Genomic DNA, 24,584 nt, shown 5'->3' on the forward strand with positions numbered 1-24,584 from the left:
CAGGAACACCAGACGGCTCCTGTGGGTCCCCAGGTCGAGCGCCCAGCACAGCGCGCCCAGAGCGAGGGCCGCGAACAGCAGGACATCAACCACGTTGTTCCACGGCATGACGAGTAACTCCCTTGGTGAGGCGGTGTGGTCGGCGGGTGCGAGCCGGTGTGGCTCGTGCCGGGTGAGCGCACTGTGCGGTGGCGGTCGGCAAGCCGGTCAAGGGGCGGCCGCCCCGGCCGGCCGCGGCCACGCGGCGGCCCCGGCCCGCGCGCGGTGGTACGCGGGCCGGGGCCGGGGCGGGGGGTGCTGTCAGGCGAGGCGGGTGACGGTGATGTCGCCCGTACGGGCGGGGTCGGTGAGCAGGGCGCGGGTGGCGCCGGTCAGAGCTGGCAGGCAGGCAGGGCAGAACTCATGGCTGTCGTGGTCGTGCTCGCCCTGATCGTGATCGTCGGCGAGGTCCGCACAGGCGATGCAGTAGGTGTCAGGAGTGTCTTCAGAGCGCGGCATGAGTCGGCCACCGCAGTGTGGGTTGCGGCACACGGATGCGAGGGGGGTGGGCATGGTGTGGCTCCGTTCGGTCGTAGCCAGGTCGGTGACCCGGTGCGAAGACCTTGTGGAGCCGAGCAGTTAGCCCCGCCAGCTTCGTCGGCAGTCGGCGCGGTGGGCGTGCGGCGCACCTCGGGCGCGGCGGCGGGCGTGCGACGGCCCCGGCATCGCGGGACGCGACTCCGGGGCCCGAGGCGGGACGGGATTCCTTTCGGGTTGGACGATCCTCGTCGGACGCCGTGTCGGCGGGGTGTCTGTCAGGTGAGGGCGGCGGCGGCCAGGATCAGCGAGTTGAGGGCGGCGAAGAGGTGCGCGTCACCGTGCCCGTATCCGGCCTTGAGGCCGTGGACGCGGACATTGGCCAGGTGCGCCATGCCCTGAATGCTGTCGTCGTCGTCCATGTCGCCGTACTTCGTTTCCGCCGCGCCCATCACGGCGCCGATGAGGTCGGACAGGTCGGCAGCAGTGCGCATCTCCCACCGGTTCGGGATCGGGACGATCGTCCCGAAGGTGTCGGACACCCATGTGGCGAGCTGGACACGGATCGTCTCGATCAGCGATCTCTCGTCGATGGCGGAGCGGTCAGCGCCGAACGGGTCTAGGTCGAACCGGCCGTCGGACCCGTCCCGCACGTGGGCGCGGGCGACGATGAGGGAGTACAGCGCACCCAAGAGGTGGGCGTCACCACGGCCATGGTCGGCGTGCAGGCTGTCGCGGTGGGCCTTGAACAGGTGAGCGAGCGCCCACGGCGATGCGTCATCCTGCTCCGCACCCCGAAATCGGATGTGCCCGGTGATCTCGCCGAGAAGTCCCGCGGTGCGCTCGGTGGGCGCTGCGGCGAATGTCTCGGGGGTGGGGATGGTGATCCCGTACGCGCCGGGGACCCAGGTGCGAAGCTGCACCCGGATCGCCTCGGCAAGAGCGCCCGTGTCCAGGAGTGGCTTCGGGTGCGGGTAGAGGCTCGTTCCGGCGGCGACTGCGTCGGCGGTGTAGGTGGGGGTGCTGGTGGTCTCGGTCATCACATGGTCCTTGGCTCGGGGCGGCATCGCGGGTGGCGCGGCGTGCCGGTGGTGGGATGTGAGGCTCTTTACGGAAGGGCCAACCCGCGCAACCCTTCGGCCCCGTGCCGGCCAGTCCCTGGGAGGTGGCGCAGCCGGGGGCGGAGGATGGCGGCGCGCCACCGGCCCGCGTCCGGGAACGGTGGTGTTCCGGAGCACGGGGCCGGGCGCGGCGGGGGTTGCTGGGGGTCAGGCGAGGCGGCTGATGGTGATGTCGCCCGTGCGGGTGGGGTCGGTGAACAGGGCGGTGGCGAGCGCCTTGGGGATGTCCGCCTCGGTGTTGAAGCCGGGGACGATCTGGACGGTGTGGCAGAGCACCTTTCCGACGTCCTGCTGGGCGAGGCCGGGGCCGGTGGCACGGAAGTACACGGTGTGGGTGTACGGGGCGCTGCTGTCGCGGGCGGGGAAGAGCGCGTAGCGGGCGCGGCCTGCCCAGTCGGCCAGGCGCAGCACCGTGTGGGAGGCGAGTGCGAAGTCGGCCCACGCGGCGCGGGCGACGGGGACGGTCGCGATGACGGTGGTGGTGTTGTGCCGGGTGGCGGTGGCGTCGGTGAACCCGGCGGTGGTGAGGCTCTTAAGGGCGGTCGCGCGCAGGGCATCGAGCTTGGTCACGGTCACGGGGAGGCTCCACAGGTGGACGGATGCGGTGGGTCGGCCCGAAGGGGCGGGGGTGGTCACCGCCCCGGGGCCGATGTGGTGACCATGGCCGGGTGCGGGGCAAGGACGGCAACGGTGCCCGGGGCTCTCCCTGCCCGGCGGGGCGCGGCCGGTGAACGGGGCGGCCCCGGCGCCCGCGCGGTGGGGCGCGGGCGCCGGGGCCAGGGTTGGGGGTTGGGGTCTGTCAGTCAGTTGTCGGCGGGGGTTTCGGCGTGGGCGGCGCGGGGGGTGGGGCCGGTGGCTTCCCGGTGACGCGGCAGTGCTGTGGGAGCGGGGGGACGTGGGACGGCCCGCCCCTCCCGGGGGTTCCGGGGAGGGAGGCGGGCCGTTGGTGCTCCCGCCGGCGCAGGGCGCGGCGTCACGCTTCGGGGGCGGTGCGGCGCACGGCCGCGTGAGGCGGCGAGGCGCGGGGGCGTACGCGGGCGGGGCGGCTGGGATGCCCGGCGGCCGGCGGCTGGGGGGTGCCTCGGCGAGGTCAGTCGCGGCGCAGTACGCGGCCCAGTAGGGACCGGAGCGAGCGGACACGGCCGCGCCGCTGGTACACCCGCACCATCGCGGCGATGTCTGCCGGGTCCGGCGAGAGGCACCACGTCATCTTGATGACCAGGGCCTCGCGCCGCTCCTTCTGCGGCCGGTCCAGCACGAGGATCGCCCCGCCCATGTCGGACTTCCACAGCATCCAGACATGATCAGTCTCGGAGCTGAGCTCGAACTCCCTGTGCGCAGTGCCGGGGGCAGGCCCATCAGTCGGGCGACCTCGTCAGCGAACGACTCGAAGGTGTACGGCGAGGGCATGGCGGCTGGCAAGTGGGACTGGAGCCAGGACGGCAAGGGCATGAGACTGCGGGTCCTTCCTGTAGGCGACGAACAGCCCATACGTGGGTGGTGGGTTCGCCGTCGGGTGTCGAGTGGTGCCGGGCGCGGGGCGCGGCGGGCCACATGGTCGGGGGCTCGGGGGCTCGGGGGGGTTAGGCCGGCAAGGGGCGACCGGAGAGCGTGACCGCTCCGATGAGGGTGGGGCGGGGGTGGCGTGCCGGTGGCTTCCCGGTGACGCGGCAGGCAGTGGGAGCGGGGACGCGGGACGGCCCGCCCCTCTCCGGGGGTTCCGGGGAGGGGCGGGCCGTCGGGGGCGTGTCCGTCAGGCGAGAGCGAGGGGCTTGTCCGGGGAGTTGCTTTCCCATGCGTGGGTGATGTCTTCGCCGTCGCGGAGGATCTCGATGGAGTAGCCGTAGGGGTGCAGGGCCCCGGAGTCGCGGGCGTTCTCCTCGCCGTGCTCGGCGATGTCCCGTACTGCGGCCTGGGTCATGGTGGCGTAGGCGCTTTCGTACGTGGCGTACGTTTCGATGCTGCCTTCTTCAGCCACCATGCGGAACTCGGTTGTATTCATGGTCAGTTCACTCTCCTGTCGGTCACGGCATGCCGGGGTATGCCAGGCGCGAAGCCCGAGGGGCGCGAAGCCCGAGGGGGCGGGAGGCCCGAGGGGGCGGGGCGGGGTCAGCGCACCCCCCGGGGCCGGTGCGCTGACCATGACCGGGAGCGAACCAACCACCACAACCACGACCGGCCGGGGGGCGCACGGGGCGGCGCGGGGCCGGCAGGGCGGGGGGCGGGGCAGGGCCCGGCGCCCACACGGAGGGGCACCGGGAGCCGGGGCCTAAGAACGGGGTCAATCGTGGTTGCAGGGGGCCACACGGATACCGTCGCGGCGCACCGTCACGGCGGTCGGGTCACCGAAAGCCTGCCGCAGCACGTCGTCGAAACCGCCTTCCTCCAAGGCATGATGGAGCGCCATGACGCGCTCGAAGCGGTCGCGGTCCGGGCCCCGATAGTGCTCACGATTCGGGCCGTAGGTGTCGCCCAGACTCGGACAGCCATCCATCAGCCACAGATCGCGCTCCGTCGCGGCGGGTGGCTCCTCGACGGGGCGCACCCAGATGTAGCGGACGCCGAAGGAACCCGGGTCGTACGGCGTGTACTGCTGCCACCCGAACTCGACGACGGTTGGATCGTTCAGCACCCCCTCGAACAGTGGGCGCAGCTCCTCGACGGAGCGTTGCCGGGTGCCGTACTCGGCAATGCCCTCGACCGGTAGTCCGAGGAAGGGCGTGTAGGGGGCACGTGCGTCAGGAAAGTGCATGATTCTCCACGGGGTGAGCGGGGCGAGGGACGGCCCGAGAGGGCTCCCCCGGGCCGGTGTGCCGACCATGACCGGGCGGCGGGCAAGCAGCGCAACCCCCGCAGGAGGCGGCTTCCCGGCGCCCGTCAGCGGGCGGGCGGGCGCGAACCCCCCTGGCGCGCGGTGGGCGCGTGCCAGGGGGCGGGGGCTACAGGGTCTTGGGATTCTGCTCGCCGGGACAGGGGTGGGCCTCGGCAGCTTCGCGGACGGTCGGTCGCGTCTTGTGCCGACGGGTTGGGATGAGTCCAGCCCGTTCAGCGAGGCGTCGTTCTGCGGCGCGGTCGGAAGCGTCCAGCTCGATGTCGTCGTCGTGATCGGCCACGGGGGCAGGTTCCTTCGGTGGCAGGGATAGCGCCGGTCGGCGCGAAGGGAGTTACGGCCGGGGCGGCGGGAGCACGGCGACGCGAATGCGGCTGCTCCCGGGCCGCCGGGCCCGGGAGTGGAAGGCGTCAGGCGTCGTCCTCGTTGTGGCCGAGCATCGGGAGGTCGGGGCGCAGCTCGCGCAGGCGGGCGTCGGACACGGCGCGGGAGCGGCTGGCGATGTTCACAAAGCGGGCTCCGCAGCCGCCGCCGGGCTCCGGCTGAAATCCGGAGATGTCGGTGTGGCGGTGCATGCCGTGCAGGAGGGTCGGCTTCTGGCAGTTCCCGCACCGGGACTCGAAGTTGTCGACGAACAGGGTCGCGGTCACCTCGGCTGCCGACAGGGCGGGGGCGGGCTTGTCGGCGGGTTCAAGGGGTTCGGTGTGCAGCATGGCAAAGGGCTCCTCGTGCGGCAGGGGCGTCGGGATGCGACGGCCCGTGGCTGGCTGACGGGGAGCACCCTGCGGCCGGACAGCGTTAGCCCAGCAACACACCACAGGCGCGCGGGCCGGAGGCGGTGACGTGTCCTGGAGACGGCCCGCCCGCTTGGTCGGCCACGCGGCGGAAGGTGTCGCACGCAGGACACGGCGGTGCAGTGCGGTGCGCAGCCCTGGAACGGCAGGCGGCCCCGTCTGCCCAGGCGGGGCAGACGGGGCCGTAGAGGCGAGCGGACGTTACTGGGGAGCCTTGCCGTGCCGGTCAGCGAGGTCAACGACCCAGGCGGCGAACGCGGTCACGTCCTTGTCCAGGTCACCGCTGCCAAAAACGCGGGTCTCTGCCCGCGCGGCCTCACAGTGACCGCTGATCTGGCCGTGCTCACTGAGGAGGTGGGCATGGTCGTGGGGTCCTTCCGTCGTGTGGAGGGGTGCGGCGGGACCATGCGCAGGAGCGGGGGTAAGGCCGGCAAGCGTGACGGCACCGGGGCACGGGCCGGGACGCGGAGCGAACGGCAAGCAGCCCCGCCTGCGGGGGTGCAGGACGGGGCCGGAAGCCGGGGCGGGGTGGTCAGCTGTGGTGGCGGGCGACGTGCTCGTCGCGCAGTGAGCGGGCCAGGTTCTCGTCCGGGATGAAGACAATCTGGCCGTGCTCGGTGCAGTGGGCGGCGTAGTCGGTCAGCTGGCCGCTGCGGATGGGCGTGAGCGGGCCGACCGCCGGATGCTCGGGCACGGGCACGGGTGCGGGTGCGGGTGCGGGTGACGGGGCAGGCGCGGGACGCGGGGCGGTGTCGCGGTAGCAGGTGCAGGAGCGTCGGCGGTGGGCTTCGACGGCCTGGTCGTTGCTGCTGTCGGGGACCTGATGGTGGTCACCGTGGAGGTCGAACACGACATGGCCGCGGTCGTCGGCGGGGTTGGCGGGGCAGCCGTCGCCCTGCCATCGCAACTGCGCGGTGAGAGTGACCTGGTGGCATCGAGCGAACTCTTCGATGGCCGCGAAGTCCTCGTGCCAGGGCCACGACTTGGCCCAGTCGGCGGTCTCCTCGTCCACCTGGAAACCGGTGACGTGACGGCCGGTCGGCGTGCCCTCGGCTTGCTCGAACACCGGGGTGAAGAAGCGGGCGAGATCGGAGAGGCGGTCTTCGTCGGGCCGGGCCAGGCTCACAGGCCGGTCGAAGGTGAGGCAGCCCTCGTAGTACAGCTCGTATCCCACAGCGGGTCTCCTTGGCTGGTGCTGTTCGGGTGCCGTGGAGGTTGGAGCGGGAGGGAGCAAGCCGGGCAAGATCTCGCGGCTCCTGCCCTGCGCTGCCGGGTGAGGTGTGCGGGGGCGGCGGCCCGTCCGAAGGGGGCGGGGGCAGGGCAGCGCGAAGGCCCACCCCGTCGACAGGGTGGGCCTTGTGCGCGTAAGCGTGGTGGGCGGGAGGTCAGTCGGCGGTCGGGGCGGGGTTGTTGCCGTGGCGGTCGCCTCGGAGGATGTCGCCCTCGATGTAGGTGATCATCGATCCGTCGGGGGCGCGCATCGTGTAGTAGAGCGAGGACTCCGCCCAGACCAGTTGCCAGCCTGCGGTGTGCAGGGCGTCACTGACGGTCTCGTCTCCGCCGGAGCCTGCGAAGAACCCGCGGTCCGGGCCGTGGTCGGTGGCCAGGGTGCGCAGGACGTCGTCCGCGGTCTTAGCGGTGCGCAGCTCCTGGAGCTGTTCGGCGATCACTGCCCAGAAGGTGTCGAGCATGATGCGTCTCCTCGTTCGTGGAAAGGGTGGGCCGGTGCGGTACGTCGTCGCTCGGCCCGAGGCGGCGGGAGGGGTGGGCGCCGCCCCGGCCGGGCCGGTGCTTCGTACCGTGGCCCGGCGGCGGCCAAGACCCGCAAGCTGCCGCCTGCCGCACCCGCCGGCAGATCGGCAGATGCGGCAGGGGCGCGGGGCGCCGGGCGGGGGCCGAGGGAGGGGGCAGCGGGTCAGCGGCGCTGTTTCCTGGAGCGGCGGTTGCGGCGGCCGTGTTCGCCGTTGAGGACTCGCTCGCGGCTGGAGACGGTGAACTGCCGGGTGGACAGGTCGAAGACCACCCACGGGGCGTCACTGCGAGCAGCGGTGGAGGCGATGGGCTGGTGCTGCCAGTTGTTGCGCGCCCCGTAGAGGTCGTGGAAGTCGGGGAATTGCCGGGCGTCGATGAGGGCGTTCAGGGCATCTGCGAGGTTCTGCCACAGGGCGCCGGTATCGGTGGTGGACGGGGTGGTGGCCATGATGATGTTCCGCATCTCGGAGGGGCGGGCGGGGCCCGCCTCGGGCGTGGGCTGTACGCCGACCCTGGCCAGCAGCGGGGCAACAGCCGCAATCTGAATGGGCCGGGGGCCGGTGGGGTGCGGGCGGGGTCAGCCCGTGTGAGGGGCGTAGCTGTGCGGGCATGGCGCGGCCCCGGGACCGCGAGGGGCGGGGCCGGGGCCGGTGAAGGTGCAGTGGGCGGAGGGGGGTCAGGCGGGGGGCTGGGGGGTGCAGTGGCATGAGGGGCAGTCGTGCGGGCGGGTGGCGCCGGTCCAGGCTGACGGCTCCTGCAGGCGGGGGTGGTCGGCGAGCGTGTCCTGAAGGTGCTGCTCGACGTCGGACCACGTCCAGGCGGGATCGCCGCCGCTGCGGGCGTTGATGGCGTGCCGGATGAAGGCGGCCTTGTCGTCAGGGGTGGTGAACCAGACGTCCGCGAAGCCGTGCCGGTTGAAGTGCGCGATGTGGGCGAACAGGTGCTGTGAGCAGGTGCGGTACAGGTCGTCGGTGAAGGAGTCGGGGTGGAGGCCGCTCTCGATGAAGGCCAGGACTCGGTTCCCGGCGTCGGCCTTCGCCTTGGCTGTCGACCAATGGGTGGCCGTGCAGTCGGCGGGCGTCAGGCGGGTCAGGGTGCGCGGGGGTAGGGCGTGCGGTCGGAGGGCAGCGGAATTCACGGAACGTCCCGTCGTCAAGGCTCGGTGGGGGCGTGGAGACGCCCTTGGGGTGCGGAGCCCCGAGCGGTGCAGGCAGGTTGGTCACTGCTCCGCTCGGGCCGCTGGGGGTGAGGCTGGCCGGGCGGACGCCAACCGCCGCAACCCGGCCGGCCGCGCCAGAGCCACGCGGTGGGCCGGGGTGCCGCCCTGCACCCCCGGCGGGGCACCGTTGTGTGTCAGCTCTCGTCTGGGTCGCTGCTGCACTCCTGGTGGAGCTGGGAGGCTTCCTCCCACGTCAACGCATGCTGCCCGTAAGCGACTTGCCCTCCTACGGCGACTCTATCCAGCAGCCGCTTCGTACGCTCCCGTGCTTCGCGGGCGGCTTCCTCGGCGTACCAGTCGATGAGTTCCTCCGGGGTGGCATCTGTGACGACGAAGGAGCCGACGACGCTGGAGAAGACGGCGAGGAGCCCGTCCGGTTGCTCGATGATCTGATGACCCACGGCAGTTCCTCACTTCTCGATGTCGGTGGCGGGCGGGGTGTTGGTGGTGAGGGCGGCGAGGTGCGGGGCAACGCGGGCGGCGGCCTGGTCGGCGCGGTCGTGGAGTTCGGCATCGGACAGGCGGCGCACCAGGAGGCGGGTGTCCTGGTCGGTGATCTCGAAGTGGGGGTAGTCCCGGCGCAGGATGGCCTTCATGCGGTGGTGGTCGTCCTCGCGCCGGTAGTCGTCGGGGCCCAGGGCGGTGAGCTCGACGACCGGGCCGAGGCCGGGGTGCTCGCTCTCGCGGGCGGTGAACCCGTGGCGGGACGTGTCCGGGCGGGTGTTGCGCGGCAGGCGGGTCAGGCCGTCGTACGGGGTGAGGTAGGCGGCGATGGTGTCCGCGCGGGCCCGGCGCGCGGTGGTGGAGTGGCGCAGCGGCTTGCGGCGTTCGGCGTTGACCTCGGCGTTGGTGTAGGGGATGGCGAGGGGGGCGATGGTCCACGTGCTGTACGGGGTGAGGTGGGCGGCGGCCCAGGCGCGGGCGTCGTCGTCGGTGGCGAACGGGCCGTAGGTGTGGAGGGCGACATGGTCGCCGGTTTCGTTGGGGGTGTTGGCGACGACGAGCCAGGTGTTGGTGCGGGCGCCGCCGACGAACTGGGCGCTGACGGTGCCTATCGGCTCCTGGTCGAGGTCGAGGAGGGTCGTCAGGTGCAGGAACATGCCGGGGCTGCCTTCCGGGAAGTTGGGGGCCGCGCGGGGCGCCCGTTGGGGCGTGCGGTGCGGCGGCCGGTGGTGACACTGTCGGGGTCCGGCGGGTTAGGGCAGCAACCCGGCCGGCGGGGATGCGGCGGTGCTGGTTTCGCGCGGGCGGCGGGGCACATGGGTCGGCCCCCGGGCGCTGCGTGGTCGCTGCGTCCGGGGGCCAGACCAGTCAGGGGGTCCGCAACACGCCGGGCCCTCCTGGCCGGAGTAGGGCGGGGCGGGCGGGCTCGGGGTAGTACGGGGGTCAGCGGTAGGAGTGGGCGTGCGCGATCAGTGCGACGCGGGCCCCGTTCAGGTGACCGCGGGCGAGGTAGTCGCCGTGTTCGGTACGGGTGGCCTGCCCGTGCTTCAGGCCGATGCGGCGCAGCCACGAGGTCAGGCCGGTGTCGTTCCTGCCGAGCCTGATGTGTACGTACAGCAGGGTGTCGGTGACGGGCTGGCAGATGAGCACCCGGGGCTCGTCGACGAGTTCGGTGTGCGCGCGCATAGCGGGTGTCGCGGCGTCGGGCAGGGTGAAGGGATTGTCGTAGGCCCCGTGCTTCTTGATGTCGTGTTCGGACCAGCTGCTGGCCCATTCGGTCTGGGTCTTCGTGCCCGGGGCGGGGGGCCAGACGGCCAGATGGCGCTTCTGCGGGTGGCCGAGATCGAGTTGGCAGATGGCGCCGCCTCTGAGGTCGTTGCACGGGCCGGGGTCGGTGTTGTCGAGGAGGGCCTGGATCGCTGCTGCTGGTATGCCGAGGTCGGCAAGGTGCCCGGTCAGGCGCTCGATTGCTTCCTGGGTGTGGCGGAGCTGGGCGGGTGTGGAAACCATGACGGTCGGTCCTTTCAGGGGGCGGTTGCACGGGCGGTGGGCTGGGCGCGGCGGCCTTGGGGCGTCGCCTGGGGCAGGTGATGCCGGACCGCGCGGTGCGGCAGAGGGGGGATGCGCGGTCGCACGCGGCCCGGCAGTTGCCGGTCGCTCGCAGCACACGGAAGGGGGTTCGTGCGGGGCGTTCCCGGCTGCTCTGACTGTGGTGGACGGCGGGGTAAGCGACACGACCCCGGCTCCCCCGCTCGGCGGGCAGGCGACGAGGCGAGCGGAGCCGGTACGTGGGGGGCATGGGGCGACCCCGGCGCCGGGTGCGGGGGCGTTGGCCTCGCACGGCGCGGCGCGGCGCGGCGGGGGCACGGGTCGGGGCGCGGCGGTCGGATGGTGGTGTCGGGCCGGACTTGAGCGGAAAGCGGAGTCCGCAGGGGTTCCGGCCCGACACCGAGACCATGCCGGGGTGGGGAGTTAGGGGTGCAATGAACGGGTCGGGGTCACTGGCCGGGGTCGTGGTCGCGCCAGGTCTCTTCGGTGTCCGGGTCGAAGTGGTCGGGGTCGGGGTCGGGGGTTCTGGTGGTGTGGCCGGGGGATTTGGCGCAGATCCCGGGTCGGCCGTCTGACGGTGTGGCGTGGCATCGCCGGTGCACGTGGTGGGCTGACGGGGCGGACACAGCAGGGGTCTCCATTCGGGCGCGGCACGGGGGCGGCAGGGGACGGCGGGCCGGGTTTCTAGGCGGCGGCCGATCGGGCCGGGGTGGTGGCCGCCGTGGCTTTCTGCGCCTTCCCGGTCTTCCGGGTGGTGGCCTTCTTGTCCTTCGTGGCGGCACCGCCGGGCAGGCTGCCCTTGGGGGCCTTCTGGACGGAGATCTGGCCCGCTTTGGGGAGCTTCTTGGTACCGGCGACGAGGTCCTTGAAGCCCTGGCCCGCGCGGAAGCGGGGGGCGGAGGTCTTCTTGACGCGGACCCGTTCGCCGGTCTGCGGGTTTCGGGCGTAGCGGGCCGGGCGGTCGACCTTCTCGAAGGAGCCGAAGCCGGTGACGGAGACCCGGTCTCCCGCGACCACCGCGCGGACGATGGCGTCGAGTACGGCGTCGACGGCGTCGGCGGCCTGCTGTCGGCCGCCGATCGTGTCGGCGATCGCCTCGACGAGCTGTGCCTTGTTCATGGTGTGTGTCCCCTCGGACTCGGGTGCTGGGTCTGTTGCCGCGCGGCCGGGCCTTGCCCCGTGGGGGTTGTGGTCCGGGCTGGGTGTGAATGACCTTGGCAGGGTGGGCAGTTAGCCGCGCAACGCTTTCTGCCGGGTCAGGGGCAACTTCTGGTCGGGAAGGTCGGAGCGCGAGGCGGCGTTCCGCGCACCGCGGCAGGCAGCGACGGACGGCGCGGCGGCACGGGCAGAGGCCGTGCGGCGGCGCGGGCCGCGCGGCAGAGTCGCGGTGCGGCATGGGGCCGCCGGGCAGCGACGGGTACGGAAGCAGCCCCCGGCTCGCGAAGGCGCGTGCCGGGGGCTGCTCTGTTCCACGGGCTACAGGGTGGCTCGGGTCACGGCGACTGCCTCCGCGAAGCGGCGGGAGGCGGGGTTGACCGGCCACAGCGGGATGTCGTAGTCGTGCTCCAGCCACCAGCCGGTCGCCGCCTTCAGTGCCGCCTGCGTCTGGGTGGCCATCTGCCCGGTCAGCGGCAGGTAGGTGCCGCTGAGGTCGGCGCGTCCGGTGATCAGGGCGGGCCCGTGCAGTGCGTAGGGCAGGATGCGGTCGCGCCAGGCGCAGGCCAGGGTCCACAGGACCGGGTTGGGCTGCTGGCCGAGCACGATGGCGTTGCTGTTCACGTGCACGGACGCGTGGAGGTGGTAGGCGACTGCCCTGACCCCACCGCCGATCTGCCCCTCCAGCCAGTCCTGTTGCCTGTCGGCGGGCAGGTGAAGGGGCGTACTTCCCTCGGAGAGCGTGGACTTGGTCGGCGCGAACGGGAGCGGGGTGACGAGCAGGGCGGCAGGAAGGGTCATGGTCGGGACTCCGGGATGGTGGCGGGGCTCACCGGCGGCGCCGGGCACGGCGCGGCCGGTGAGGGCTGATGCGGGCCGAGGGAGCGGGGAATGGGTGGGCACCGCTCCCCCGGGCCGGCGGACCGCACTGTGGCGGCGGGCGGGGCAAGCCGTGCAACACGGCCGCGACCGGCCACGACGCGCCGGGCGGCAGCGCGGGGCACGGGTCGGGGCGCGACGGTTGCGGGTACGACGAACGCGAAGGCCCACCCCGGCGACGGGGTGGGCCTAGTACTGCAATCACAGTTAAGGGGTGTGTCCGCGTTGTTTGTAGTGGCTGTCGCGGGCGCGTGTCTGGCTGAGTCTTCGCCAGTGTGACCAGTGCAGATGGTGGTGGATGGTGAGGTGGGCGGGGTGGAGGAGGTGGCCTATGAGGCGGCGTATCTCTGCCACGGACAGTGGTATCAGGCCACCGTGGTTGCCCCTTTTGAGAGTTCGTGGGCGCGGACGGCGGTCAGGGCCGCGAGGGCGGCCATGGCGAGGGTGATGTGCCGGTACCAGGCGTGGTAGAGGCGGACCTGGTAGTGGTCCAGGCCGCAGTCGCCCTTCGCAGTCTGGAAGCACTCTTCGACGGCCCAGCGGGCGCCGGCCACCCTGACCAGGTCTTTCAGGCGGGTGCTGACGGGCCCGTAACAGACGTAGTAGGCGAGGTCAGTGGGGTCCTTCAGGCTGCGGCGGGCCAGGACCCAGTGGCCGTGGCCGTTCTCCCACCAGATCCGGATGGGGATCCGGGCCCACTGGTACATACGCTCACCATGGGATCCTTTCCCAGCGGACAGACGCTTCCAAGACTGTGGCGCGAGAGCGGCCACCAGCTCGTCGACACGGCGTTCCCCCGCACCGCGGGTGATGACGGTGTCGCTGGTCTTCACACACATCACATGGCTGATGGCCCGCTGTTCCATCCACCACCTGAGGGATTTCGACTGCCCGTAGGCCTCGTCCGCGGTGACCCACGCGAACGGCACGCCCGCCTGGACCGCACGCACGAGCATGGCCTTGAAATGCTCCGTCTTCGTCGCGAACAACACCTCGTCCGGGACGCCGGCCTCCCGGCACCGCTCGCGGTCATCCGTCCAGGAGACGGGCAGGTACAGCTCCCGGTCGATCAGAGCCCGGCCCTTCGCCGACGCGTACGCGAGGAACGTGCCGACCTGGCAATTTTCCGTCCGTCCGGCCGTTCCGGAATATTGCCGCTGGACACCCGCCGAGCGCACGCCCTTCTTCAGGAAGCCGGTGTCGTCACCGATCAAGACCGCGTTCTTGTCGCCGATCGTCTCGACGACGAAGTCCCGCACGTCGTCACGAACACCATCGGCGTCCCAGTCCGCCTCGCCCAGCAGGCGCTGCATCCCGATCGGCAGCCGGTCACCGGCCCGCTCCGCCAGCGTCCAGCCGTTCTTCCGCTCCAACGGAGCGATCAACCCCCGCATATACGCAAGAGCCCGCCCACGCGGCTCCGACCTCACGAAACGCGACGCGAACCGGGCATGCAACCCCGCCAGCACCCCGGCCCACCCCTCAACCAACCCCACCCCGAGCTCAGCCACACACCAACTCAACCACATACAACTGTGATTGCAGTACTAGGGTGCGTTTTGAAAGTGCTGGTCACAGCCACTCGTTGATGGCTGCGATCAGCACGGTCGCTTCGTAGCGGACGGCGAGCTTGTCGTATCTCGTGGCGACCGCGCGGTGGCGTTTGAGGCGATTGATTCCGCATTCCACCGCGTGGCGCTCCTTGTAGTCGGCCTTGTCGAACGTGGGTGGCCGGCCACCCTGGGAGCCGCGTTTCTTGCGGTTGGCGATCTGGTCGCGCTTCTCCGGGATGGTGCATCGGATACCGCGCTTGCGCAGGTAGGCGCGGTTCGCGCGGGACCCGTACGCCTTGTCGGCGCGGACCTTGTCCGGCCGGGTGCGCGGGCGGCCCGGCCCGAGCCTGGGCACCCGGATACGCCCCAGGACCACCTCGAACTGCGGGGAGTCGCCGCGATGTCCGGCCGTGATGACCAGCGACATCGGTTTCTGGGCCTGCTCGACCGCCAGGTGGAGCTTGGTGGTCAGCCCGCCCCGGGAGCGTCCGAGCCCGTGGTCCTCGGGCTCGGTGAAGACACCACCCGGCGGCTCGATCTGCAGATCCCCTTTTTGCGAGCACCAGCCGCATGCTGGTGGGCGCGGGCGATGGTCGAGTCCACCGAGACGTCCCAGGTGATCAGTCCTTCGGCGTCGGCCTGAGCCTGCAGTTGCTCGAAGATACGGTGCCAGGTGCCATCCCGCTGCCAGCGCCGGAACAGGCCGTAGACCGTTTCCCACGGGCCGTACCGCTCGGGCACGTCCCGCCAGGGAGCACCGGCGCGGGTGCGCCAGCGTATGCCGTCTATCAACTGCCGCTTGGTGTGCACCGGCGGCCGGCCAGGCTTCTTGCCGACCGGGAGCAAGGGCTCCAGCTTCGTCCACTGCGCATTCGTCAGATCGTGCCGCCCCATGAAGTGGATCTTGACACATCAAGATCCACTTCTGAAACGCACCCTAGTACGCGGCAGCAGGGGCAGGGGCGGTCAGTTGGGGCTGTCCTGCTCGGGGTTGTTCCCTCGGCGGTCGCCCCGGATGATGTCTCCCTCGATGTAGGTGACCATCGATCCGTCGGGGGCGCGCATCGTGTAGTAGAGCGAGGATTCCGCCCAGACCGTTGTCCAGCCCGCGGTGCGCAGGGCTTCGCTGACGGTCTCGTCTCCCCCGGAACCGGCGAAGAAGCCGTCACCCACGGCGCCGTCCCAGTTGGGGCCGTACGGGTTGCGGTCAGGGCTGAGGATGCGGATGACGTCGTCGGCGGTACGGGCCGACTGAAGTTCCGTGTGCTGTTCGGCGATCACCGTCCAGAAGGGGTCGGGCATGTCGCGTCTCCTCATTTCATGTGGTGGTGGTTTCAGGGCCGGTGCGCCCGTTCGCTCCGGCCCGGAAGGAAGGGGGCGCGGCCGCGGCGGTCCGGCCGGGGCCGGTGGTGTGCCTCTGCGGCTGCGCCGACGATGGCGGGCGGGCAACCAAGCCACACAACTCACCAGCCCCAACCCGGGCACGGCGTCAGCGCGGGCGGGGGCTGGTGCCGGGGGTGCGGACTTTCGGGCTCGTGGGGCGGGCAAGGCGGCACGGTGCGGGCGCGGTCGGCACACGAGTCGGTTCCCGGGCGCTGCGTGGTCGCTGCGCCCGGGGGGTGCGGGTTGGCGGTTAGTCGTTGCTGTCGTCGTCTTCGGCGGGCCACTCTTCCCACCGCCACAGGCCGCCGATCCGGTACCGGCCGTCCGCGTCCGGCTGGATGATCCGCCCGGGGCGGCCCGGTTCGGTGCGCAGCCGGGGGTCGGAGGCGATGAGCAGTGCGTCGCCCAGCCAGCGGCAGGTGAGGTGGCGGCCGGCGTGGCTCAGGGGCAGGTCGGTGGTGATCTGCTCGGCCGTGGTGCGGGTGACGCTGATGGCGTCCCAGGGGCCCCAGGTGCGAGAGACGGGCAGGGCTTCGTAGGGGCCGTGCTCGTTGTCGAGGGCGAACAGGTCGGGGAGCGGCGGGACGGAGTCCAGGGGCGGGAAGTGGGCTGCGGTGTCGGCGGGGATGATCGCGATCGGGGTGTTGCGGAAGACGATGACGCAGGCCGCATAGTTGTCGGCGGGGTCCAGGCACACGTACCGGTCCGTGGTGGCGCCGTCGGCGTGGGCGTCCTCGCACTCCTCGCACTGCGCCGGGCAGTTGCCGAAGGCGCGGGGGTGCGCGGTGAACGCCTCGGGGACGTGCTGGGTGCGGCGGATGCCGGGGCCGTCGGTGAAGAAGGCGGCGACGACGTCGCCGGTGCGTACCTGGTGTGCCCGGACCACGGTGACGTGGCGGGTGGTCATGCCGTCGGGCAGCATCCGGTACCGGTCGGTGAGGGTGGGGGCGGGACGGTCGGTGACCACGAACTGGTCGGCGTGGTCGGGCAGGGACAGGATGCGTTCAGACACGGGCAGGGCCCTTCCTTCTGGGAGCTGCGGGCGGCGGGCGGTGACGGGTGCGGCGCGCCGGGGGCGGTGGCCGGGCGGGGATGCGAGGGGGCCGGGCCGCCCCAGGGGGGTGGGGGCGGCCCGGCGGCCGGGGGCTCGACCGCACGGTGAGGGGGTGGTGCGGGAGCGTCCTTCCGGCCCCACCGACACTGCCTGGGGCGGGGTCAAGCCGCGCAAGGCCTGGTTGAGGATGTCGGGGGCGCGAGGCGCTTGGGTCGGGGCAGCGGCGGCGGGCGGGGCGAATACGAACAGGCCCACCCCGGGGGCGGGGTGGGCCTCGTACGCGCGGGAGGGGCGGGGTGGTCAGTCGCGTAGTGCGCGGGGCGGCAGCCATCGAGTGGGCGGGCGCGGGCATGGCAACTCCTGTGCGGGGGTGGCGGGAAGAGTGCGAGAGCGCGTCCGGCCGGGCTTTCGCCGGTGGGGCTCGACCACACCCGGCCGGTGGCGTGCGGGTCAGGGTGGTGAAGGTCGCGGCGAGGGTCGCCAGGTGGTGGTGCCGGGGGCGGGCCGTCAGGGGCCCTGCTGTCAGGGGGTGTGCTCGGCATCGGCCGCGTCGGGGTTGGCGCGGCATTCGGGAGCCGGGCACACGGACTGCCCGGTTGCGGGGATGGCTCCGGCGTCGCAGTTCCCGCATACCATCCAGCCGCAGCCCACGCAGTCGCCGTAGGGGACGGTGGAGTCCTCCAGGTCCTCACTGCACTCGACGCACACCAGTGGGGGCATCGGGTCGAGGCGGGTGCGGCCCAGGACGGCGAGGCGGCGCACCTGCCGGTAGGTGAGCGGTGCGGAGGCGGTTAGGGGACGCAGCAGCGGTAGGTCGGCCTCGTTCATCGCGCGCACGGTGCAGCCAGCGTTCTCGATCCTGAGGGCACGGTCGTAGTCGTACGGCTCGATACGCCGCAGGACGGGGCCCTGGCTGGTGTCGGTGATGATGGCGAGGAAACGGGGGTCGGGCATGGCGGGGTTCCGATCGTCAGCGGGGTGGGGTTAGCGGTGCAGGACGAGCGTGGCCCGACAGCGGGCTACCCCTGCAACGAGGCCCGCCCCGCCCCCGGGAGGGGGGCGGGGCGGGCGGTGGCGTCAGCTGGCGGGCGCAGCGCTGGGGTAAGGGATGAGAGCGTCCGGGGCCGGGGTGTTCTTGTTCCAGGGGCGGCTGTGGGTCTGCCAGAGGTTCTCTTCGGGGTTCCATCGCTGGACGCAGACGTTGCTTACGCCGTTGGCGGAGTCGTTGTAGTGGAAGAGGGAGCGGAAGGTGACGCCTTGGTCGTTGGCGGCGTTGTCCCGGGCGCGGCGGGCCACTTCGTATGCCTCCTCCTCGGTGAGGTACGGGGCGTGCATGCGGAGGCCGGGGCCCGTCAGTTCGATCCGCCAGGGGGCGTGGCGGAGGGCGTTGCCGGGGGTCGAGGCGAGGATGTCGGCGACGGTCTGCGTGGTGGTGCAGGTGGCGATCCATTGCCGGGCCTGCTCCTGGAGCCAGGGCAGCAGGGGGCCGGTGGCCTGCTCACGCGGGTGGAGGAGGAACGTGGAGTCGTCCAGGGTGGCGAGGCGGGGATTGTCGGGACTGGTGATGTAGACGCAATTCCCGCCGAGCCACAGGAAGTTGAAGCGGGTGCCGTCGGCGGTGGTGTCCTGGTACGTCCACGGTGCCCAGTCGGTGACCGGCCGCGTGGCGATACCGGCGTTGCGCCACTGCTCGGGGCCCTGCGGTGCGTCCCACACCTCACGTGCCGTGGTGGCGAACCAGGTGGTCCAGGCGCCCCACGTGCTGTCGGCCTTCACCTGGGTGGGCAGGTGGCAGATCGTCCAGGCGATGACCGAGCCATCCGCGTGGTCGCCGTAGCGGGCCGGGTCCGGTACCTGCTGGGGTGCGTGAATGCCCAGGTGTTCCAGTACCCCGGTGCACCAGCCTTGGGTGCGGCGGCTCAGATATTCGGTGGTGACGGCTTCGGGGGTACGGCCGTCCGCAGCGAGGTCGATGATCGGCTGCCAGTCCTTGCTGTCGGCGGGGACAGGCTGGCAGTTCTCGGTAAGGGCTGCCTCGATGACCGGGCCGCCCCGGTAGCGGACCTGTACCCGTCCGCTGAACTTGTGGGTCGTCCACGGGTGTTCGGCGAAGTTCTGGCCGGTGGTGATCTCCCGGCCTTCCCACCAGGCATCGCATACGTCGCGCAATGCGCTGAGGGTGAAGGGCAGCTCGCCGACGCTGATCCGGTCGGGGTAGACACCCCAGTGCGGGACGGTGTTCCCGGCGCGGATCTTGATCCCGGTGTCGCTGTTCCAGGTGAAGGTGAGATCGGCACGGTCATGGTGGTACGTCAGGGTGGCAGACACGGCAGGTTCCTTACGGCCGGTGGACATGGGTGGCGGGCGGGCTCCGGGAGAGGCGGGTCGGTGGTCACCGCACCCCGGGCCGGTGGCCGCACCATGGCCCGGGGTGCGGCAAGGCACGCAAGCGGGAGTCGGCACCGCACACGCCGCACCCCCGACCCCCACAGGTCACGGGGGCCGGGGGTGCGGGGGTGCGGGGCGGACGTGGGGCGGACGTGGGGCGGACGTGGGGCGGCCCCTCGCGTTGGACGCGGATCGCGGGGGCCGGGGGGAACGCAGCTGCGGGAGCTGGGGCGCGCGGGGCCGGGCGAGGGAGCGCGAAGCGGCCCGTCCCCTGATAGGGACGGGCCGTTGGTGGTGCCGGGAGGGGTTGTTCAGCGCCGCCAGTCAACCGCGGACGAGGTGGGGCCGGAAGCGGGGTGAGCAGGGTCAGCGCTCGCGGACCTGCATGGTTTCCGTGGTGGTCAGGAGGTAGGCGGGCAGCGTCGGCCGGTTCTCGACCATCGCCCGGTACATGCGGTGGACGCCATCGATCAGCAGGACTGCCTCATTGCCGTCGAACTCCATCGTGGCAATGATCACTGGTGTGTCGAGGTCGGTCTGCATCGCGTGCTCGACGTTGAAATGTGACTGGTCCGGACCGAAGACCGGGCACCACAGCGCGCCCTGATAGTCCGGGCCGAGCTGGTTCAGGTGGTAGGCGGCTGCCCAGGCGGCGACGGAGGTCGACACGGGGTCGTGGTGTGGCTGCTCCACGATGGTCAGGGCCCTGTCGATGTTGAACACCCAGGCTCCGTAGTGGAATGTCTGGACGTGGGAGGAAGTGGTCACGCGCGGTCTCCTCGACTCGGCTGAACGACTGGGCGGCGCGGCAGGGGGCGGCTGGTCACCGCACCTGCCGGGGCCGGTAGGTGGCCGCACTGTGGCCCGGTGGCCGGCAAGCGACGCAAAGACCAGTTCCGGACGGGTGGCGGGGCGCGGCGGGCATGGCGCGGCCCCCGCCTCCCGCGCGGGAGGCGGGATCGGGGGCCGGGGATGTACAGCGGGCATGCTGATCGCCCGCACCGCCCCGGAGCGCGGCCAGGCGTCGCCTCGCCGGGTGCCTCCTCATGATCCGCGTTACGGTCGGAAGAGGGGTGCGCGAATGGAGAAGGCATGGAGCTGGAGCGTGCTGTCATCCTGATCGGGGTGCACAGATCTGGGGATTTGGTCGAACTCCAGGCTGTGGATCTTGGTATCACTGCCATGCGGAACTGGGCGAGCAGCCAGAACATCCCCGATGACCTCGTCGAGACTCTTTCTGATAACGACGGCGGAGTCGTGCGGGCGACGGCTGTCTACGACGCCGTGCAATCGTTTGTGGACCGGCGGTCCCTTGGGCAACTTATTGTGTACTTCTGCGGACACGGAGTGAACAACCATTACAGTGAGTACTGGCTGCTCTCGGAGGCTCCCGACAATCCGAACGAGGCAGTCAACGTAGCGGTCAGCGCAGCTCTTGCTGAGCGGTGCCGGGTGCCGCACGTGGTGCTGATCTCAGACGCGTGCCGCACGGCGCCGACGAGCATCAGGGCCAACAACGTCACGGGATCTTCGATCTTTCCGAACCGCCCAGTCAGCGGGCTAGCTGCCAGTGTGGACGAGTTCTACGCCTGCAGACTCGGCGAAGCTGCCCACGAGATCGATGATCCCGAGAAGTCGAGCAGTTCTTACCGCGCTCTTTACACGGAGGTTCTCGCCGAGGCGCTGGACGGCGACTACTCTGAGCTGCTTGAACGTGTCGAGAACCGCGACACGGAGTTCCACGTTGTGCGCCCTTACCCGCTGAAGAAGTCTCTCCCGAGGCTCGTGAGCAAGCGCATTCTCGATCTGAAGGCGCCCATGACCGAACAGGTACCAGAAGGCAAGGTCACCTCTGACCAGCAAGTTGCGTGGCTGTCGAGGATCTCGGCACCGCGCAAGTTGGGCGCGCCAAGCGAGTATGACGCCACCCAAACGACGACCACCACGCCGCCAACCGATCCAGCGCTCGATGACGCCACTGACGCTGCCGGCCGCCTCGCGCACCCATCCGATCCCGGCGACATCTATTCACCCGCCGCTGTGCACGTGCAGGGTACGACTGTCAAGGCGGTGGACGCCGGCGAGGCAGAGACTAAGCAGGCGGCGGAGGGGCTCGTGGAGGTACGGCTCGACGACGGCCGCCCCGATTGCAACGTTCTGCTGCATCTCTCGTCCGGCCACTGCGCCATCGTGCCCGCGCTGCTCGGCCGCGTGGCCACGATGACCGTCGAGGGCAACCAGCTGGTCGACGTGTCGTACGCTCCTCTGACCGAGGGCACTAGGGGCCGTAGGCAGCCGCTTGACGAGAGTTACGTCAGACACCGAGCGTGGATCGCTGCGGCTTCACGCTTTGGCATCAGGTGGTGGGAAGACTCTTCCCCCGATGACTTGGTCCAGTCGTTCCAGAAGTACGGCCGGGACGACCCGTCACTGGCGGTGTACCTCGCTTACGCCTTGGTAGGCCTTGGGCGCCGAGACCTCGTCGGTGGGATGCTCGCGGAAGACGACCAGGTGGGCAGCAGAATACTCTTCGACGTCATGCTTCTCTCAGAGGACTGGGGTCTTCCGGTGGTTCCATTCATGCCGCTACTTTCGCGGGGGTGGGCGTTGCTCGGCTCTCTGACGTCGGGTGAGATGCCGGACGTGCCGACTCCGCTGGCCTCCCATTGGACGCTCTTTGCAGAAGCCGATATTTCTCGGTTGCGTGCGGTGCTTCTCCACTAGTCGGAGGTGGTGTGATGCGCGAGCTTATCCTCCTTCACGGACGTTCTCAGCAGTTCAAAGACGCCGCCGACTTGAAGGAAGAGTGGGTTCAAGCGTTGCGCAAAGGACTAGCCAACGCGGACGTCACACTGGATGTGCCGGACAAGCAAATCCGCTTCCCCTACTACGGCGATACTCTGCACCGGTTGGCGAAGGACATGCCCGGTGCCACGCCTGATGTGATCATCAAAGGCTACGGGGAGCCGAGCGCAGGTGAGCAGGAATTTCTCGCTGCTGTCGTGGCAGAGGCTGTGAAGACGCATGGCATATCTGAAGCGGACATCCGCGCCGCTGCAGACCCCTCCGTCACCATAGAAAAAGGTGTGCAGAACTGGCCCTGGGTGAAGGCCGCCTTGCGTGCCATCGACAAGGTGCCGGGTCTCGCAGGTGCCACCCTCGCACTGGTTACTAGCGATGTGTACAGCTACATGCGCAAGTCAGGCATCCAGATGGCTATCGAAGAGGGGGTACGGCCGGCTTTTACATCGGGCGAGGAATGCGTCGTCGTTGCCCACTCATTGGGCACTGTGATCGCCTACAACATGCTCAAACGCGATGCGAAACAGCAGAACTGGAAGGTTCCGACCCTTGTCACTCTAGGGTCACCACTTGCGGTTGGCGCGATCGTCAGCCACCTACGGCCCATCGACCGGCCATACGGTATCGATGACTGGTTCAACGCCTTCGATCCGCAAGACGTTGTGGCGCTCCATCCGCTAGATCACGACCACTTTCCGGTTGATCCAGGCGTCGAAAATTTCAGCGGAATGCGCAACGACACTCCCAATCGACATGGAATTACTGGCTACCTAGAGCACCCCAAAGTGGCCCGCCGCATCCGTGACGCCTTGCTCGACAGCACTGTCTAGCTCGTTCGCCGGGGGGCCGTGCCAGGGTGAGCGTGCGTCAATGACGGTCAGACGGATGGTGCCCATCGGTCCACAAGATGGTCGTAGACCGCCACGGCGGCCGCCGCGTGTTCCCGCTTCAACCTGGCGTCGTCCCGGCGCCGGATGTAGCGCATCGTCGTCGCGATGCTGGAGTGATCGGCGTACCGACGGATGTCATCAGGCTTGGTGCCGGCGTCGTACATGTGCGTCAGCTTCGAGCCGCGCAGCACGTGCGGGGTGAGCTCCCGGCCCGGGAATACTCCGGCCAAGCGGCCAAGCCGATTGAGCAGGCGGTCGACGGCGAACCGGTCCATGGGCCGCCCGTCGTCGTCGAGGAACAGCGGTCCGGAAGTGCGCCCGTCGAAGGCGACGTCGGCCAGCTCGCACAGCCGCGGTGGCAGAGTGAAATCCCGACCCTTGCCGCCCTTGCGTCTCAGGTCGAGCTTGCATTCGCCGCCCACGCTCTTGATGTCGTTGATGGTGGCGTTGCAGCACTCCGAGACCCGCCCGGCGAGCGTGTAGATCAGCACGGGCACGAGGGCCTGGCGCGCCGTGGTGCACGCGTCCACCACCCGCTGGAACTCCGGAACTTCGAGGATCGGCGTCATCGACGTCTCGTCGTGCGGGTCGATGCGCGGCCGATCGTACTTCGTGATCGGATTGATCAGCTCAAGACGGGTCTTGAACCTCGTGAACTCGATCAGCGAAGTCAGGGACGACGCCAGCCGGTTCACCCTACGGGGGCCCAGGCCGACGTCGTCAGTCCACTGCCGCCACGCTGGAATCACGTCCGAGGTGATGGAGCCCAGGTACCAGGGCTCTGTCCCGCACAGCTCTCTGCCCACCCGGGCCCCGGGCGGCCGGGCATGTCGGAGGAGACGCCGGGCCGGATCGCGCGTACGGGGTTGCCCGGCACGATGCCCTCACGCACGGCGTGCTCGTAGAACGAGAACAGCGCGGAGCGGCGCCGGGCGCGCGAGCGGGGGGCACCGTCCTTCCACTGGTTCAGCCACGCATCGACGTGCATCGGGGTCGCCTCCCATATGAGGTCGCCGATGAACTGGATCCATCCCAGGGGCGGGGGCTTCTCGTCGAACGGCTCACCGGCCCGGGCGGCTTCATCCCGCCGGGCCTTCCACGGGCGATCAGCGGAACACGTTGGGGCGGTGCGACAGTCCCGTCAGCCACGCCGCTGGCGGGGTCCCGCCCAGGGCGCGGGCCCTTGGCCCATACTCCGCGCGGGCCTTGAGGACGGCGGGGGCGTTGCGTACGGCTTGCCGGGCCATGTCACGGACCATGTAGATACCGAGGACGTCAGCGACCCGGCGCACGGGCGGGCCGGGCGGTGTCGGGCACGCAGACGGCCCGCCCCAGCAGGGGCGGGCCGTTGATGGTGAGGGTGCGAGCGGTTGGGCAGGGCGGTTCCCGGATCTCGCAGAAAGCCCCGCACCGTCTTGAGTGGACCGTCAGACGCTGGCGGGATGCGGTTTGGGGGTGTTCGCGACTGGTTCGGCGGGGTCCGCCTGCCAACCAGGCATGAGCATTCGGCCGCGTGTGATCACTTCGTAGGGGACGCGCGAGTACGGGCCGTCGTAGGACGGTTTGACCTCGGACTTCCCACAGCCAGCACCGAGGCAGGTCCGACAGTGTCCCGTGCGTACACGGGCGTTTACACGCACGAGCCAGCCATTCTCGTAGACGTTGACCGGGGCGTACGAGCGGTCGGGCCACAAAGTGGTCATGGTCTTGCCGCTGTGGGTGCTTACACACCATCGGGTCACGGTCATTGGGTGGCCTCATGCTCCTTGACGGGTCGGATGGTGCACAGAACGTCGTACACGCGCACTGTGGAGCGGCGGCCGGCAAGCCGCGCAAACAGTGGATGGGCGGCGGCCCGGGTCCCGGGCGCGCGCCATGAGGCCGGGCCGACAGACACACGACACACGACACACAGTCAGAACACAGGACCCGCAGCCGGTTCGGCGGCCTCGTCAGGACCGGCCGCTCGTGCCTCGGCGGTCTTCGACGACGTGGGCTCCGGCGGCAGGATGCGGAACCTGTGCCCGTCCTCGGCGGTGAGGGCTCTATGCGTCGGGCGTATCGCTCCAGCGTTCCTCGGCGCTGGGGTCGTAGTGCTCGCGAACGACGGGGTTCTTGTCGTGGATGTGCTCGGGGGACTTATGGCACACGAGGGTTCGGAGGTTGAGGGTGTGGGTCTTAAGGCATCTGGCGTGGGTGTGGTGCTTGAGTGGCATGAGTCTTCCTCCGGTAGCGGGGCAGGGGCGGGGCAGGCTC

31 protein-coding genes and 1 pseudogene are annotated in these 24,584 nt (G+C 70.5%); 2 read left to right on the forward strand and 30 right to left on the reverse strand.

Annotated features, from left to right (window positions below; genetic code table 11):
- Positions 1–300 precede the first annotated feature (300 nt).
- The 26 genes and pseudogenes from OG883_RS42460 to OG883_RS42585 form a co-directional block, all read right to left on the reverse strand.
- A complete protein-coding gene (locus OG883_RS42460; protein ID WP_266553392.1) occupies positions 301–498 on the reverse strand; it encodes a hypothetical protein in 198 nt (65 codons plus the stop codon).
- 296 nt (positions 499–794) lie between these two features.
- The gene (locus OG883_RS42465; RefSeq protein WP_266553394.1) at positions 795–1,556 is read right to left on the reverse strand and encodes a hypothetical protein; all 762 of its coding nucleotides are present in this window, start codon (positions 1,554–1,556) and stop codon (positions 795–797) included.
- Positions 1,557–1,784: 228 nt separating this feature from the next.
- Positions 1,785–2,213 (reverse strand): hypothetical protein, encoded by a 429-nt coding sequence (locus tag OG883_RS42470; RefSeq protein ID WP_266553396.1) that lies wholly within the window; start codon positions 2,211–2,213, stop codon positions 1,785–1,787.
- A 514-nt stretch (positions 2,214–2,727) separates the two neighbouring features.
- Positions 2,728–2,931 (reverse strand): hypothetical protein, encoded by a 204-nt coding sequence (locus OG883_RS42475; protein ID WP_266553399.1) that lies wholly within the window; start codon positions 2,929–2,931, stop codon positions 2,728–2,730.
- Between the two features lie 459 nt (positions 2,932–3,390).
- Positions 3,391–3,639: a hypothetical protein gene (locus tag OG883_RS42480; protein WP_266553402.1), complete on the reverse strand. Its 249-nt coding sequence runs from the start codon at positions 3,637–3,639 to the stop codon at positions 3,391–3,393.
- A 279-nt stretch (positions 3,640–3,918) separates the two neighbouring features.
- Positions 3,919–4,389: a hypothetical protein gene (locus tag OG883_RS42485; protein WP_266553405.1), complete on the reverse strand. Its 471-nt coding sequence runs from the start codon at positions 4,387–4,389 to the stop codon at positions 3,919–3,921.
- Positions 4,390–4,576: 187 nt separating this feature from the next.
- Positions 4,577–4,750 carry a hypothetical protein gene (locus OG883_RS42490; protein ID WP_266553407.1) on the reverse strand — a complete coding sequence of 58 codons (174 nt, stop codon included), beginning with the start codon at positions 4,748–4,750 and terminating at the stop codon, positions 4,577–4,579.
- 127 nt (positions 4,751–4,877) lie between these two features.
- The gene (locus OG883_RS42495) at positions 4,878–5,180 is read right to left on the reverse strand and encodes a hypothetical protein (RefSeq protein WP_266553410.1); all 303 of its coding nucleotides are present in this window, start codon (positions 5,178–5,180) and stop codon (positions 4,878–4,880) included.
- A gap of 613 nt (positions 5,181–5,793) precedes the next feature.
- On the reverse strand, positions 5,794–6,435 hold the full coding sequence (locus OG883_RS42500) for a hypothetical protein (protein ID WP_266553411.1): 642 nt from the start codon (positions 6,433–6,435) through the stop codon (positions 5,794–5,796).
- Between the two features lie 211 nt (positions 6,436–6,646).
- Positions 6,647–6,952, reverse strand: coding sequence for a hypothetical protein (locus OG883_RS42505; RefSeq protein WP_266553413.1), 306 nt, complete (start codon positions 6,950–6,952; stop codon positions 6,647–6,649).
- Positions 6,953–7,176: 224 nt separating this feature from the next.
- Positions 7,177–7,461 (reverse strand): hypothetical protein, encoded by a 285-nt coding sequence (locus OG883_RS42510; RefSeq protein ID WP_266553415.1) that lies wholly within the window; start codon positions 7,459–7,461, stop codon positions 7,177–7,179.
- 228 nt (positions 7,462–7,689) lie between these two features.
- Complete coding sequence (locus OG883_RS42515) at positions 7,690–8,151, reverse strand: hypothetical protein (RefSeq protein ID WP_266553417.1); 462 nt, start codon at positions 8,149–8,151, stop codon at positions 7,690–7,692.
- A gap of 215 nt (positions 8,152–8,366) precedes the next feature.
- Positions 8,367–8,633, reverse strand: a complete 267-nt coding sequence (locus tag OG883_RS42520; RefSeq protein ID WP_266553420.1) for a hypothetical protein — start codon at positions 8,631–8,633, stop codon at positions 8,367–8,369.
- A 9-nt stretch (positions 8,634–8,642) separates the two neighbouring features.
- The gene (locus OG883_RS42525) at positions 8,643–9,332 is read right to left on the reverse strand and encodes a hypothetical protein (protein ID WP_266553423.1); all 690 of its coding nucleotides are present in this window, start codon (positions 9,330–9,332) and stop codon (positions 8,643–8,645) included.
- Positions 9,333–9,618: 286 nt separating this feature from the next.
- Complete coding sequence (locus OG883_RS42530) at positions 9,619–10,185, reverse strand: hypothetical protein (protein ID WP_266553426.1); 567 nt, start codon at positions 10,183–10,185, stop codon at positions 9,619–9,621.
- A gap of 488 nt (positions 10,186–10,673) precedes the next feature.
- Entirely contained in the window at positions 10,674–10,850 is a 177-nt protein-coding gene (locus tag OG883_RS42535) for a hypothetical protein (RefSeq protein ID WP_266553429.1), read from the reverse strand.
- A gap of 88 nt (positions 10,851–10,938) precedes the next feature.
- Positions 10,939–11,343, reverse strand: a pseudogene (locus tag OG883_RS42540) (HU family DNA-binding protein); the annotation flags it as partial.
- Positions 11,344–11,700: 357 nt separating this feature from the next.
- Positions 11,701–12,180 (reverse strand): hypothetical protein, encoded by a 480-nt coding sequence (locus tag OG883_RS42545; RefSeq protein WP_266553432.1) that lies wholly within the window; start codon positions 12,178–12,180, stop codon positions 11,701–11,703.
- Positions 12,181–12,465: 285 nt separating this feature from the next.
- Positions 12,466–12,612, reverse strand: coding sequence for a hypothetical protein (locus OG883_RS42550; protein ID WP_266553435.1), 147 nt, complete (start codon positions 12,610–12,612; stop codon positions 12,466–12,468).
- 11 nt (positions 12,613–12,623) lie between these two features.
- On the reverse strand, positions 12,624–13,787 hold the full coding sequence (locus tag OG883_RS42555) for an IS701 family transposase (RefSeq protein ID WP_266553438.1): 1,164 nt from the start codon (positions 13,785–13,787) through the stop codon (positions 12,624–12,626).
- Between the two features lie 43 nt (positions 13,788–13,830).
- Positions 13,831–14,705 (reverse strand): IS5 family transposase gene (locus tag OG883_RS42560; protein WP_266553441.1). Its coding sequence is split into 2 segments (ribosomal slippage): positions 13,831–14,358 and positions 14,361–14,705, totalling 873 coding nucleotides; the frame shifts between segments, so codons are not numbered across the junction.
- 72 nt (positions 14,706–14,777) lie between these two features.
- On the reverse strand, positions 14,778–15,113 hold the full coding sequence (locus tag OG883_RS42565) for a hypothetical protein (RefSeq protein WP_266553444.1): 336 nt from the start codon (positions 15,111–15,113) through the stop codon (positions 14,778–14,780).
- A 331-nt stretch (positions 15,114–15,444) separates the two neighbouring features.
- On the reverse strand, positions 15,445–16,206 hold the full coding sequence (locus OG883_RS42570; RefSeq protein ID WP_266553447.1) for a hypothetical protein: 762 nt from the start codon (positions 16,204–16,206) through the stop codon (positions 15,445–15,447).
- Between the two features lie 564 nt (positions 16,207–16,770).
- On the reverse strand, positions 16,771–17,202 hold the full coding sequence (locus tag OG883_RS42575) for a hypothetical protein (protein ID WP_266553450.1): 432 nt from the start codon (positions 17,200–17,202) through the stop codon (positions 16,771–16,773).
- A gap of 123 nt (positions 17,203–17,325) precedes the next feature.
- A complete protein-coding gene (locus OG883_RS42580; protein WP_266553453.1) occupies positions 17,326–18,576 on the reverse strand; it encodes a hypothetical protein in 1,251 nt (416 codons plus the stop codon).
- Positions 18,577–19,002: 426 nt separating this feature from the next.
- The gene (locus OG883_RS42585; protein WP_266553456.1) at positions 19,003–19,404 is read right to left on the reverse strand and encodes a hypothetical protein; all 402 of its coding nucleotides are present in this window, start codon (positions 19,402–19,404) and stop codon (positions 19,003–19,005) included.
- A 324-nt stretch (positions 19,405–19,728) separates the two neighbouring features.
- On the opposite strand from OG883_RS42585, the gene OG883_RS42590 reads away from it, so the two are divergent.
- A complete protein-coding gene (locus OG883_RS42590) occupies positions 19,729–21,360 on the forward strand; it encodes a caspase family protein (protein ID WP_266553459.1) in 1,632 nt (543 codons plus the stop codon).
- A gap of 14 nt (positions 21,361–21,374) precedes the next feature.
- Positions 21,375–22,268: a hypothetical protein gene (locus OG883_RS42595; protein ID WP_266553462.1), complete on the forward strand. Its 894-nt coding sequence runs from the start codon at positions 21,375–21,377 to the stop codon at positions 22,266–22,268.
- A gap of 47 nt (positions 22,269–22,315) precedes the next feature.
- Here OG883_RS42595 and OG883_RS42600 read toward each other — a convergent pair whose 3' ends face one another.
- From OG883_RS42600 to OG883_RS42615, 4 genes are all read right to left on the reverse strand, one after another.
- Positions 22,316–23,077 carry a site-specific integrase gene (locus tag OG883_RS42600; RefSeq protein WP_266553464.1) on the reverse strand — a complete coding sequence of 254 codons (762 nt, stop codon included), beginning with the start codon at positions 23,075–23,077 and terminating at the stop codon, positions 22,316–22,318.
- Positions 23,074–23,364, reverse strand: a complete 291-nt coding sequence (locus OG883_RS42605) for a site-specific integrase (RefSeq protein WP_323181084.1) — start codon at positions 23,362–23,364, stop codon at positions 23,074–23,076. Before OG883_RS42605 ends, OG883_RS42600 begins: the two co-directional genes overlap by 4 nt.
- A 70-nt stretch (positions 23,365–23,434) precedes the next feature.
- Positions 23,435–23,575 carry a hypothetical protein gene (locus tag OG883_RS42610; protein ID WP_266553469.1) on the reverse strand — a complete coding sequence of 47 codons (141 nt, stop codon included), beginning with the start codon at positions 23,573–23,575 and terminating at the stop codon, positions 23,435–23,437.
- Between the two features lie 798 nt (positions 23,576–24,373).
- Positions 24,374–24,544, reverse strand: coding sequence for a hypothetical protein (locus OG883_RS42615; protein WP_266553472.1), 171 nt, complete (start codon positions 24,542–24,544; stop codon positions 24,374–24,376).
- Between the last annotated feature and the right edge of the window lie 40 nt (positions 24,545–24,584).

The organism is Streptomyces sp. NBC_01142, from assembly GCF_026341125.1.
Lineage (GTDB): Bacteria > Actinomycetota > Actinomycetes > Streptomycetales > Streptomycetaceae > Streptomyces.